This is a genomic window from Rhodococcus sp. NFXS4 (assembly GCF_058139645.1).
In genome coordinates this window covers 1,977,598-1,989,874 of the sequence record NZ_CP192221.1, presented here as the reverse complement: position 1 = coordinate 1,989,874, position 12,277 = coordinate 1,977,598, and the positions used below count along the sequence as shown (strand labels likewise).

Annotated in this window: 13 protein-coding genes; 2 read left to right on the top strand and 11 right to left on the bottom strand. The window is 69.0% G+C overall.

The window, feature by feature from the left end:
• Positions 1-33: 33 nt before the first annotated feature.
• The 4 genes from frr to rpsB form a co-directional block, all read right to left on the bottom strand.
• Positions 34-591, bottom strand: a complete 558-nt coding sequence (frr, locus tag J4E04_RS09335; protein ID WP_027505038.1) for a ribosome recycling factor — start codon at positions 589-591, stop codon at positions 34-36.
• Between the two features lie 49 nt (positions 592-640).
• Complete coding sequence (gene pyrH / locus J4E04_RS09330; RefSeq protein WP_027505037.1) at positions 641-1,366, bottom strand: UMP kinase; 726 nt, start codon at positions 1,364-1,366, stop codon at positions 641-643.
• 156 nt (positions 1,367-1,522) lie between these two features.
• Entirely contained in the window at positions 1,523-2,347 is an 825-nt protein-coding gene (gene tsf / locus J4E04_RS09325) for a translation elongation factor Ts (RefSeq protein ID WP_027505036.1), read from the bottom strand.
• Positions 2,348-2,475: 128 nt separating this feature from the next.
• Positions 2,476-3,408, bottom strand: coding sequence for a 30S ribosomal protein S2 (gene rpsB / locus J4E04_RS09320; protein WP_222630770.1), 933 nt, complete (start codon positions 3,406-3,408; stop codon positions 2,476-2,478).
• A 355-nt stretch (positions 3,409-3,763) separates the two neighbouring features.
• Here rpsB and J4E04_RS09315 point away from each other — a divergent pair, with 355 nt between their 5' ends.
• A complete protein-coding gene (locus J4E04_RS09315) occupies positions 3,764-4,303 on the top strand; it encodes a M23 family metallopeptidase (protein ID WP_490150388.1) in 540 nt (179 codons plus the stop codon).
• A gap of 7 nt (positions 4,304-4,310) precedes the next feature.
• Here the strand turns inward: J4E04_RS09315 and J4E04_RS09310 are convergent, their stop codons facing one another.
• The 4 genes from J4E04_RS09310 to J4E04_RS09295 all read right to left on the bottom strand — a co-directional run bounded on the left by J4E04_RS09310 (position 4,311) and on the right by J4E04_RS09295 (position 7,709).
• The gene (locus J4E04_RS09310; RefSeq protein WP_490150387.1) at positions 4,311-5,483 is read right to left on the bottom strand and encodes a MinD/ParA family ATP-binding protein; all 1,173 of its coding nucleotides are present in this window, start codon (positions 5,481-5,483) and stop codon (positions 4,311-4,313) included.
• Between the two features lie 134 nt (positions 5,484-5,617).
• The gene (locus J4E04_RS09305; RefSeq protein ID WP_490150527.1) at positions 5,618-6,547 is read right to left on the bottom strand and encodes a tyrosine recombinase XerC; all 930 of its coding nucleotides are present in this window, start codon (positions 6,545-6,547) and stop codon (positions 5,618-5,620) included.
• On the bottom strand, positions 6,531-7,274 hold the full coding sequence (locus J4E04_RS09300; protein WP_027505032.1) for a siderophore-interacting protein: 744 nt from the start codon (positions 7,272-7,274) through the stop codon (positions 6,531-6,533). The genes J4E04_RS09305 and J4E04_RS09300 overlap by 17 nt, the downstream gene beginning before the upstream one ends.
• Before the next feature lie 90 nt (positions 7,275-7,364).
• Positions 7,365-7,709, bottom strand: a complete 345-nt coding sequence (locus J4E04_RS09295) for a histone-like nucleoid-structuring protein Lsr2 (protein WP_027505031.1) — start codon at positions 7,707-7,709, stop codon at positions 7,365-7,367.
• Between the two features lie 250 nt (positions 7,710-7,959).
• On the opposite strand from J4E04_RS09295, the gene J4E04_RS09290 reads away from it, so the two are divergent.
• Positions 7,960-9,291 (top strand): DNA cytosine methyltransferase, encoded by a 1,332-nt coding sequence (locus tag J4E04_RS09290; RefSeq protein WP_082544494.1) that lies wholly within the window; start codon positions 7,960-7,962, stop codon positions 9,289-9,291.
• On the opposite strand, the gene dprA is transcribed toward J4E04_RS09290, so the two are convergent.
• Genes dprA through J4E04_RS09275 form a run of 3 tightly spaced genes read right to left on the bottom strand, consistent with a single transcriptional unit; the run spans position 9,211 to position 12,232 of the window.
• Entirely contained in the window at positions 9,211-10,368 is a 1,158-nt protein-coding gene (gene dprA, locus J4E04_RS09285) for a DNA-processing protein DprA (protein ID WP_235578930.1), read from the bottom strand. The genes J4E04_RS09290 and dprA overlap by 81 nt on opposite strands.
• A complete protein-coding gene (locus J4E04_RS09280; protein WP_056445051.1) occupies positions 10,365-11,876 on the bottom strand; it encodes a YifB family Mg chelatase-like AAA ATPase in 1,512 nt (503 codons plus the stop codon). Before J4E04_RS09280 ends, dprA begins: the two co-directional genes overlap by 4 nt.
• Positions 11,876-12,232 (bottom strand): YraN family protein, encoded by a 357-nt coding sequence (locus J4E04_RS09275; protein ID WP_222630762.1) that lies wholly within the window; start codon positions 12,230-12,232, stop codon positions 11,876-11,878. The genes J4E04_RS09280 and J4E04_RS09275 overlap by 1 nt, the downstream gene beginning before the upstream one ends.
• Positions 12,233-12,277 lie beyond the last annotated feature (45 nt).

Genomic DNA, 12,277 nt, shown 5'->3' with positions numbered 1-12,277 from the left:
TCACTTCATCTGGGCCACCGGGACGTGCGGAGGTCACACCTCCATCAGTTCCGCTTCCTTGTTCTTCACGATCTCGTCCACCTGCGCCACGTACTTCGCGGTGGTCTTGTCGAGCTCGGCCTCCGCACGCGTGACCTCGTCCTCGCCTGCCTCGCCGTCCTTCTGGATGCGCTTGAGCTCGTCCATCACCTTGCGGCGGACGTTGCGGATGGACACCTTCGCGTCCTCACCCTTGCTCTTGGCCTGCTTGACGTACTCGCGGCGCCGCTCCTCGGTGAGCTGCGGGATCGAGATCCGGATGATGTGTCCGTCGTTGGACGGGTTGAACCCCAGGTCCGAGTTGCGGATCGCAGTCTCGATGGGGCCCAACTGGGCCTGCTCGTACGGCTTGACGATCACCATGCGCGCCTCGGGCACGTTGATGCCCGCGAGCTGGGTGATGGGGGTCAGCGAGCCGTAGTACTCGACCACGATCTTCGAGAACATCCCCGGGTTCGCGCGACCCGTCCGAATGGACGACAGATCGTTCTGCGCGACCGTGACGGCCTTTTCCATTCTCTCTTCGGCGTCGAAGAGCGCTTCGTCGATCACGACCGTTCCTTCCGAAAACCTCGAGTGTGCAGCGACTGCACGTGGTGACTCACTTGACCAGGGTTCCGATCTTCTCACCCGACACCGCTCGCGCGATGTTTCCCTCGGTGAGCAGATTGAAGACCATGATCGGCATCCCATTGTCCATGCAGAGGCTGAAGGCTGTGGCATCGGCCACCTTCAGCCCCTTCTCGATGACCTCGCGGTGCGAGATCTCGGTGTACATCGTGGCGGTCGGATCCTCTCGCGGGTCCGCGGAGTAGACCCCGTCGACGCCCTTGGCCATCAACACCACTTCCGCGCCGATCTCGAGCGCACGCTGCGCCGCCGTGGTGTCGGTGGAGAAGTAGGGCATGCCCATGCCGGCTCCGAAGATGACCACGCGCCCCTTCTCGAGGTGGCGTTCGGCGCGCAGCGGGATGTACGGCTCGGCGACCTGCCCCATGGTGATGGCCGTCTGCACGCGCGTGGTGATGCCCTGCTTCTCGAGGAAGTCCTGCAGGGCGAGGCAGTTCATGACGGTGCCCAGCATGCCCATGTAGTCGGAGCGGGACCGGTCCATACCGCGCACCTGGAGCTCGGCTCCGCGGAAGAAGTTCCCGCCGCCGATGACGACGGCGACCTGGACACCCGAACGGACGACGTCCGCGATCTCCTCCGCCACCTTCTGCACCACGTCGGGATCGAGCCCGACCTGGCCACCACCGAACATCTCACCGCCCAGTTTGAGCAGCACTCGGGAGAATCCGGTGCGGGCGGGCGACGACTCGGTCATGAAGGCTCCTGTCCGTGGGGCGTGTGCGGGTCGGTGTCCGCACGACACTGTTGCGCCTGATCTTGCCCCATGCGTCGGCACGGGGCGCACATGACTGTGCCGTCCACCCATCGGGGTGGACGGCACGGTCATGACGTCACTCGGGTGTCACGAGGCTCAGTTGGAGCCGACCTCGAAACGCACGAAGCGCGTGATGGTGACTCCGGCGTCGGCGAGAAGAGCCTTGACGGTCTTCTTGCTGTCCTGGACCGAGGACTGCTCGGTCAGCACGACGTCCTTGTAGTAGCCGTTGACGCGACCCTCGATGATCTTGGGCAGTGCCTGCTCGGGCTTGCCCTCCTCGCGGGCGGTCTGCTCCGCGATGCGTCGCTCGCCCTCGACGATGTCGGCGGGGACCTCGTCGCGGGTGACGTACTTGGCCTTGAGCGCGGCGACCTGCATCGCTGCGCCGCGAGCGGCCTCGGCTGCGGCCTCGCCCTCACCGGTGTACTCGACGAGGACACCGACGGCGGGCGGGAGGTCAGAGCTGCGCTTGTGCAGGTAGGTCGCGACCGGACCGTCGAAGGAGACGACGCGACGGATCTCGAGCTTCTCGCCGATCTTGGCCGAGAGCTCCTGCAGTGCGGCGTCGACGGTCTTGCCGTCGAGCTGCAGCGCCTTTAAGGCGTCGACGTCGGCCGGCTTGCCCTCGGCCGCCACGTCCGCGATGGACTGCGCGAAGTTCTGAAACTCCTCGTTCTTGGCGACGAAGTCGGTCTCCGAGTTGATCTCGAGGAGGACACCGTTCTTCGCGACGACGAGACCCTCGGCGGTGGAACGCTCGGCGCGCTTGCCGACGTCCTTCGCGCCCTTGATACGGAGCTGCTCGACGGCCTTGTCGAAGTCGCCGTCGTTGTCGGCGAGCGCGTTCTTGCAGTCCAACATGCCGGAGCCGGTCAGCTCACGGAGCCGCTTGACGTCGGCGGCAGTGTAGTTCGCCATCGTGGGCGAGCCTCCTTGCATTGCTCGTGGAGACGCACGGGTGATGCGTCTCGTGTGTGACGAGAGAGGGGGTGAATCAGAACGAGACCCGGTGCGCCACTAACGGGCACACCGGGTCTCGACCGTGATCAATTCTGCGCGGTGGGAACGTCCGCGACGGGTGCCTCGGTCTCGGCGGGAGCCGCCGCACCGTTCGCGCCCTCGGCGGCCGGAGCCTCCGTGACGGGTGCGTCGGTGGCTGCCGGGGTCTCGGCAGCGGCCTGCTGCGTCGCCTCGGCGGCCGGGGAGGCCTGCGAGAGCTGCTCGAGCTCCCACTCGGCCAGGGGCTCGCCGGCACCGACCTCGGGCTTCTCGTCCGTACCGGCGTTGCGGCCGGCACGCGCCTGCACGCCCTCGGCCACGGCGGACGCCACGACCTTGGTGAGGAGTGCTGCGGAACGGATCGCGTCGTCGTTGCCCGGGATCGGGTAGTCGACGACGTCGGGGTCGCAGTTGGTGTCCAGGATCGCGATGACCGGGATGTTCAGCTTGCGAGCCTCGGCGACCGCGAGGTGCTCCTTGTTGGTGTCGACGATCCAGATCGCCGACGGGACCTTGGACATGTCCCGGATACCACCGAGGGTGCGATCGAGCTTGGTCATCTCACGCGTGAGCATGAGGATTTCCTTCTTCGTGCGGCCCTCGAAGCCACCGGTCTGCTCCATCGACTCGAGTTCCTTGAGCCGGATCAGACGCTTGTGGACAGTGGTGAAGTTGGTGAGCATGCCGCCGAGCCAGCGCTGGTTCACGTAGGGCATTCCGACCCGAGTCGCCTCGGCCGCAATGGACTCCTGTGCCTGCTTCTTGGTCCCGACGAAGAGAACGGTGCCACCGTGGGCGACGGTCTCCTTGACAAATTCGTACGCCTGATCGATGTACGTCAGCGTCTGCTGCAGGTCGATGATGTAGATGCCGTTGCGATCGGTGAAGATGAATCGCTTCATCTTCGGATTCCAACGACGGGTCTGGTGCCCGAAGTGCGTGCCGCTGTCGAGCAGCTGCTTCATGGTAACGACAGCCATAGCTGTGGATCTCTCTTTCGTGTGCCGGTTGATGCGCGAGCACCGTCGATCGCCGAACCCGTGGGTCCGTCGTACCGCAGGTGTGTCGTGCCCTGGCGCTCGTCGTCCGTCGGACCTGCAGTGCAGGACCAGCCGACGAACCCGTGCTCCGGTGGAGGATCGACAGGTGCCGTTCCGTACCGAAGCGCGACGAGCGCGCGAAGTCGACCCGTGTGGACAGGCCGCAGAAGTCAGTGTACGTCCGCGACGCCGCAGGTCATAACCGGGTCGACCGCCTGTGCACGGAGGACGGTCCGTCCCCGGGTGCGGTGGCTCGACGCGGGACCACTGTCGTCGCGTTCGCAAGAGTGCGGGGATGACCTGTCTCCGCTCCGCCCGCCGTGGGTCGCCGCGTTCGGCGCTCGTGTCCGCGGCGCTGACGGCAGCCCTGCTGGCGTCCGGATCCGTAGCCGCCGCGGAGACGGACGGACGCCCGTTCGACTGGCCGCTGCAGCCCCGTCCCGCCGTGGTGACCCCGTACGACCCGCCACCCGAGCGGTGGCTGCCGGGCCATCGCGGCGTCGACCTCGATGCGGGCTCCGATCCGACACACACCGTCGTCGCGGCCGGGGACGGCGTCGTCGTGTTCGCAGGTGCGGTCGCCGGCCGCCCCGTCGTCTCGATCGACCATGCCGGCGGCCTCCGGACGACGTACGAGCCGGTCACGCCCACCGTCACGGTCGGCACCCGGCTGCGACGAGGTCAGCCGATCGGTGTCCTCGAGGCAGGTCACCAGGGGTGCGGCGCCGCCTGGTGCCTGCACTGGGGAGCGCGTCGCGGCCGTGACTACCTCGATCCCACGGCTCTCGTCGACCGCGGTGTGGTGGTGCTGAAACCCCTGGCCGAGCCCGAGTGAGGCGCCTTCAGTACGCGCGGTGACGCTGCGGCGTCGACTGCGGCGCGGACGCGTGCCGGCCCTCCGCGTCGGGGAAATCGTCCGCCATCATCGCCGCCAGGTCCATGAAGGCGGCGCGCGTGCGGGGGCGCAGTCGATCGAGATCGACGACGGAGCCCTCCGCCAGATGATCGTCGAAGGGAACCACCACGACGGCGCGGCAGCGCGCGAGGAAGTGCCGGGTGAGTTCGTCCATGTCGATGCTCGCGGCGCCCGGTCGGTGGGCGCTGATGACGACGACGGTCCGCTCGACGAGGTGCGCGTACCCGTGCAGCCCGAGCCAGTCGAGGGTCGCGGCGGCGCTCTTGGCGCCATCGACCGCCGGCGAGCTGACGAGCACCAGTGCGTGCGCCAGCGACAGCACCCCCTCCATCGCCGAGTGCATGATGCCCGTGCCGCAGTCGGTGAGGATCAGGTTGTAGTGCGCTCGGAGGGTGTCGATGACCGCGCGGTAGTCCTGTTCGGTGAACGCCTCCGACGCGGCCGGGTCACGCTCCCCCGCGACGACCTCGAGACGACTCGACGACTGGGAGGTGTGCTCCCTGATGTCGGCGTAACTCCGGATTGTCGGCCGGGCAGCGAGGAGATCGCGCACCGTGGACATCGTCTGCCGCGGGACGCGCTCCCCCAGCGTTCCGAAGTCGGGGTTCGCGTCGACGGCGATGACGTCGTCGCGTCGCAAGGAAGCGAACACCGACCCCAGCCCGACGGTGACGGTCGTCTTGCCCACCCCGCCCTTGAGGGACAGGAAGGCGATCCGGTAATCGCTGCGCAGCGGCTGTCGAATGCGGTCGATCTGGTGGCGACGCTCCGCCTCGGAGGCGACCGCACCACGGCCACCCGGTCGCCCACTGCCCAGGACGCGATCCAGGGTGCGGCGCCACCCCGGCCGAGTGGAGGACGGGGCCGGCGAGACGAAGGGCGACCCTGGTCGGCGCACCGGACTCTCCGCACCGAAGGCGGCCGAGTCGCGTCGCGGATCGGCGAGGCCCGGATGGTGCGGTGCGGGAACGTGGGAGGGCGGAACGGACGGCCGAGAGAATCGTTCCGGTTCGGGCGGAGACCAGGGTCCGTTCGTACCCGCCCGGCTGCCGGGACCTGAGGAGTGCGGGCTGTCGTCTCGACGATCCACGGTCCCCACCCTCCTGTCGACGGTCTGCTCCGATTGCCGATCAGGGACGAACGGTGTGGTTCACAGCGCCGGCACGGTCACATCCCCCGTGCAGACGGTACCAAACGTGCACGAGCGTGCGAGGTGGTCGACAGGACCCGACGTCAGGCTCGCGGATGCGCCTGATCGTGGACCGCGCGCAGCCGCTCCACGGAGACATGGGTGTAGATCTGCGTCGTGGCGAGCGACGCGTGCCCGAGCAGTTCCTGCACCACGCGGAGATCGGCGCCGCCCTCGAGCAGGTGGGTCGCGGCGGAGTGTCGGAGGCCGTGCGGACCCAGGTCCGGGGCACCGGGCACGGCGGACAGCACCTCGTGCACCACCGAGCGCGCCTGCCGCTGATTCAGGCGTCCGCCGCGACGCCCCAGGAGCAGGGCCGCGCCGGAGTCCGGTGTGGCCAGGGCGGGGCGGCCCACGGTCGACCACTGCACCACCGCGTCCTCCGCGGGCGCGCCGAACGGTACGACGCGTTCCTTGTCGCCCTTGCCGAGGACGCGGAGCACCCGTCTGTCGAGATCCACGTCGTCCACATCGAGACCGCACAGTTCGCCGACCCGGATTCCGGTCGCGTACAAGAGCTCTACGACGACCCTGTCGCGCAGGGCCATGGGATCCTGTTGGTCGGCACCGGATGTCGCGGCCGTCATCGCGTCCCGAGCGTCACGCTCACGCAGCACGCCCGGGAGCGTCCGACGCGACGGCGGTGCCGACAGCCGCACCGCCGGGTCCGCGGTGAGTGCTCCGACGGTGCACGACCACGCGGTGAAGGTGCGCGCCGAACTCGCTCGACGCGCGAGAGTCGAGCGGGACACTCCCGCGACCGACATCGAGGCGAGCCACGAGCGCAGTGAGCGAAGTGTGATCACGTCGTCGAGTGCCGCGGACGGATCACCGTGCGCGTCTCGACAGAAGCCGATCAGAGCACGGGCGTCGCCGACGTACGCGCGCACGGTGTGCTCGGAGCGGTTGCGTTGCAGAGCGAGATGCTCGGTGAATCTCGCGAGGAGCGCGAGATCGTCAGGATTCGCTGGCAGCGAGTTCTCGCTTCCAGGTGCGGAATCCCTCCTCGGTGCGGCCACGACGCCAGTATCCCGATATCGAGGCCCATTCCGCAGTCACGCCACGCTCTTTGCGGATGTAAGGCCGGATCTCGTGCATCACGGACTGCGCTTCACCGTGCACGAAGACATGAGGCTGACCGGGCAGCCACTCCACCGCACGGACGGCGGCGGCCAGCGGTGAGCCACCCGGATCCTGGTCGCGGTACACCCAGCGGATGTCGGCAGAGGTCGGCGCCGCGATCTCGACGCGGTCCTCCGGACTCGCTGCTTCGAGCACCACTCGCGCGACGGCTCCCTCGGGAAGCGCCGCGAGTGCTGCGGAGATGGCGGGCACGCCCGTCTCGTCGCCGGCGAGAAGGTGCCAGTCTGCGTCCGCACGAGGCGAGTACGCGCCGGCGGGACCGAAGAACGAGAGCTGGTCCCCCGCCGCGGCGCTCAGCGCCCACGGGCCGGCGACACCCTCGTCGCCGTGGACGACGAAGTCGATGGCGACTTCGCGGGCCTGCGTGTCCACCGATCGCACCGTGTAGGTGCGCAACGTCGGCTCGTCGGCGTCACCGAAGTGCAGCTTGACGTAGCTGTCGGTGAACTCGGACGGCGCGAACTCGTCGAAGTTCGCACCGCCGAGCACCACGCGCACCATGTGCGGGGTGAGCCGCTCGGTGCGGAGAACGGTCAGGGTGGTCAGTCGTCGCGCCACAGGGCACCTCCATCGGGTACGGGCCTTGCCGCCGGTGGGGCGCAAGACGTGGTTAGCCTACCCTAATTCGCCGACCGGCCCCACGACAGGTCAGTGCGCGGCGTCGTACGCGTCCTGGATCTCCTGGCTGATGCGCCCGCGGGTGCTGACCTCGAAGCCGTTCTCCTTGGCCCACGCCCGCACGTCCTGCAGATTCTGGCGGCCCTTCTTCGGCGCCGCGGCGGACCCGTTCCGGCGAGACTTCTTGCCGCCCACCTTCTCCGCGTGTTCGATCCAGAATGCGAATTGGTCGTACAACTCGTTGGCGTGCTTGCTGTTGAGATCGATCGAATAGGACACGCCTCCGACCGCGAACTCGACCGTCTCGCCCTGCCCGTCCTTGATGAGTGAACCGTCGACATCGTCGATCATTTGGACGGTGGTGCGTCGTGCCATTGTTCTGCGCTCCTCGGTACCGGGTGGAGAAAGAATTTCCTCCAAGATAACAGCCGAGATGGCCGACATCGTGACACCGACCCGACACCGCCCTGACAACATCCGAATCACGATATCTCGGTCGTGAATTCGACGACCTGTTGTTCGTGACCGACACGGGACGATCGGGCTCACCGCGGTCGCCGGTACTGTGACGGACGCAAACTCGACGCGGCCACTCCCGTCGACGTCGGCCACGAAGGGTTCACGGATGACCGCACAGAGTTTCTCGGAAACGCGTGCCGTGTCGTCGACGACGAGACCGTCCGGTTCGCTGACTTTCGTCGATCTCTTCAGCGGTGCGGGCGGAATGAGTTGCGGCTTCGCACGACACGGCGCCTTCGATGTCGTCGGCGCGGCGGACGCACAACTGGGTAAACCGAGCAGTGCGCGCGGATCTCTCGAATGCAATGCGTCCTATGAGGCGAATATCGGAACGGTGCCGCACGCCGTGGATCTTTCCGCTGTCACCGGGGCCGAGTTGGCGCGACTCTTCGCCCCGCGTCTGAACGGACGACCACTCGACGTACTCAGCGCGTGCCCGCCGTGCACCGGCTTCTCCCGTGCAAATCCTCGAAATCATCTCACCGACGATCCACGCAATTCGCTCGTGACCCGTGTCGCCGACTCCGTCGAGGCTCTGCGCCCGATCGTCCTCGTCATGGAAAACGCACGAGAATTGGTCGGCGGTAATTTCCGTGGTCATCTCGACGCGTTGGCTCTGCGGTTGGATCACCTCGGCTACGACGTCGATGCCTCGGTGCACATGCTCAGTACGGTCGGCTTACCGCAACGACGCGAGAGATCCCTGGTGGTCGCGGTGCGGCGCGATCACGAATTGCACACTCTTTCCGAATTGTGGGAGGGCACGACCATCGCACCGGAGGCGATCACGGTGCGTCGCGCGATCGGCCACCTGCCCCGCGTCGAGGCCGGTGAGACGGCGTCCGGCGATCCGATGCACCTCTCGCCCAGCATCGGTCGTGAGTCGACCCGCCGCCGCCTCCACGCCCTCCCCCACGACGGCGGTTCCTGGCTCGACCTCAGGTCCGCCCCCGGCGGCGACGACCACCTGACGCCCGCGATGCAGCGCCTCGTCGCCGCCGGGCGCCTGGGGTCGCACCCCGACGTCTACGGCCGACTGTGGTGGGACCGTCCCGCGCCCACCGTCAAACGGGAGTGCGCCCACTTCGGCAACGGCCGCTACACCCACCCCGAGCAGGACCGGCTGTGCACGGTGCGAGAGTTGGCCCTGCTGAACGGTTTTCCGGACGACTACGTGTTCCGCGCGCGATCGCTGTCGAACATGTACCGCCACATCGGGGACGCGGTACCGCCGCTCGTGTCCGCTCAGCTCGCCGCGCTGTGCACCTGGATCATCAGCGGCGTCAAGCCGGACCTGCGCGACGCGATCCTGCCCGGCACCTCCCTGCGGGCAGAGGACCTGCTCCCGGCACAGCCCTCACCGGATCTTCTCGATGCGCACCCATCCCGCCTCGTCGCGGCCGGCGTGTCCCTCGATCTCGAGGACCACCAGCGCTGACCGCACCGCCGACACGGGCACGCCGGAGTCCACGGACAGTTGCTGCACCGTTCGGGCTCCCGTGGCCGGGAACGCGTCCAGCACGCGGGCGGGAGTCTGCGGCAGGCGATCGAGATCGCGGCCGAACAGGGCGTCCCGGTCGTCGTCGTCCTCGACACCCGCACCCACCGCACCCGCCTCGGCCACCACGTCCCGGGCACCCGTCACCAGACGCGCTTCGCCCTCGCGGATCATCCGGTGGCACCCCGTCGACGACGCGGACGTCACCGGCCCCGGTACCGCCATGACCGGTCGCCCCAGTGCCCGTGCCCACGACGCCGTGTTACGCGCCCCGCTGCGCCATCCCGCCTCGACCACGACCACGCCGTCACACAGTGCGGCCACCAGCCTGTTGCGGGAGAGGAAGCGGTACCGGGCGGGTGGTGTGCCCGGCGGATACTCCGACACCACCGCACCCGTCTCCGACACTCTCCGCAGCAGACGCTCGTGCCCCGCCGGGTACGCCCGGTCGACGCCGCACGCCAGCACCGCCACCGTGCAGCCGCCCACGCCCAGCGCGGCGCGATGCGCCGCACCGTCGATGCCGTACGCGCCGCCGGAGACCACCGTCCACCCGTCCACGGCCAGGTCTCCCGCGATCTCACCCGTCACGTGCTCCCCGTAGCTCGTCGCCGCGCGCGTTCCCACCACGGCCACCGCCCGCTCCGTGGACGACGCCACCGGCGCCGGACCCACCACCCACAACGCCAACGGCGCACCGCCGTCGCGAGTCGGCAGAGCCCCGTCCGGCCGTTCGAATCCGAGGAACCGCCAGGCGGGCCACTCCTCGTCCGACGGCACCACCAGTCGACCGTCCATCGCAGCCATCAGGTCGAGGCTCGCCGCGGCGGTGTCGAGATGTGCCCGCGCCGACACGCGGTCCCACACCGCCTTCGGAACGTCCCCGGTGCGCATCGTCGCCGCGGCGTCCACCACTCCGCGCGAGGCAATGAGCTGCTCGACGGCGCGCGACGGACCCTGCACCACCGTCGAGACGTACGCCCACGCCAGCGTCTCCGGATTCTCCGCTCCACTCACACGCCACTCCCCTGTTCGCGAAAACTCATCGCCGACGCCACGCACTCGGGTCCCGGAGACATCCGCCCCTCGAGGTCGCCGAGCGTCCAGGCCAAGCGCAGGATGCGGTCCGCGCCCCGCGCCGTGATGCCACCGCGCCGCAGCGCCCGTTCGATCGGGATCAACGCCTCGCGTTCGAGCCGAAAGCGCTGTCGCAGTGCCGACCCGGGTACTTCGGCATTGGTCTGCCAGCCGAACTCGGACCACCGTTCCGCCGCCGCCTGCCGCGCTGCCGTCACTCTGCCGCGCACCACCTCGGTCGTCTCCCCCACGTCGTCGGTCAACATTCCGGTCGCAGCGGGCTGCATCGACAGCCGCAGGTCCACCCGGTCGAGCAGTGGTCCGGACAGCTTGCCGAGGTAGCGCCGACGGGCGTTCGGCGCACACACGCAGTCGGCGGTCCGCGGCGAGGCGCACGGACACGGATTGGCCGCCAGCACCAGTTGGAAGCGAGCGGGATAGCGGGCGACCCCGTCGCGCCGCGCGATGCGCACCTCGCCGTCCTCCAGCGGGGTACGCAGTGCCTCCAGCACGCGCACCGACATCTCGGCGCACTCGTCGAGGAAGAGCACGCCGTGGTGCGCCCGGCTCACCGCACCCGGTCGCGCCATGCCGCTTCCGCCGCCCACCAGTGCCGCTACCGAGGTGGTGTGATGCGGCGCGATGAACGGGGCGGTGGTGATCAACGGACACTCCGCCGTGAGTGTCCCCGCGACGGAGTGCACCGCCGTCACCTCCAGGGCCTGACCCTCCGTCAGCGGCGGCAGCAGGCCGGGCAGCCGACCCGCGAGCATCGTCTTGCCGATACCGGGCGGTCCCGTGAACATCAGATGGTGTGCGCCGGCGGCCGCGACCTCGAGAGCCCAGCGTGCTTCGGACTGTCCGACCACGTCGGCGAGATCGCCGTACCGGGGCTCGGGACCCGGCCGTGTCGGCATCGGTTCCGGGAGAGTGCACCGGTGCGAGAGCCACTCGATCACCTGCCGCAGATGCGCGGCACCGAGGACCTCGATCCCGCCCACCAGGCCCGCCTCGGCGAGGCTGTCCTGCGGCACCACCACGCGGGTCCATCCCGCTCCGCGTGCGGCGAGCACGGCGGGAAGGACCCCTCGCACGCTCCGCACCCGCCCGTCGAGTGCCAGCTCACCCACCAGCACCGTCGAGGCCAACAGACCCGGCGGCACCACCTTGGCGGCGCCGAGCACCGCGCACGCCAGTGCCAGGTCGTACACGGATCCCACTTTGGGGAGTGTGGCCGGCGACAGCGCGAGCACCACCTTGGACGCGGGCCAGCTCTGGCCGGAGTTGTTCACCGCGGCCCGCACTCGGTCCCGTGACTCCTGCAGCGCCGCATCGGGGAGTCCGACCACGTGCACGCCCGGCAGGCCCCGCCCCACGTCGGCCTCGATCTCCACGAGGATGCCGTCGATGCCCGTGACGGCGACCGAGAACGTCCGTCCCAGCGCCATCAGAACGCCGCCCTCAGATGCGAGAGCAGAGGCCCCCGGCCGTCGGCGATCACGACCTCCACGACGTCGAACCGCACCGGCACCCACGGACCGGACCGCTCGGCGAGCCACAGCCCGGCCAGCCGGTGGATGCGCTGCGCCTTCGCCGGCGTGACCGCCTCGGCCGGAGTGCCGTACCCGTCGCCGGAGCGGGTCTTCACCTCGACGAACACGACGATGTCGCCGTCCACGCCGATGATGTCGACCTCGCCGTGCCGGCACCGCCAGTTGCGGTCGAGAATGCGCAGACCCACCGTCGTCAGATACGACGCGGCAGCTTCCTCGCCCGCTCTGCCCATTTCCGCGTTCGTCGCCATGGCTCCCCTCGCCGACCCGGTGCCCGGTGGTGGGCACACCCGGTG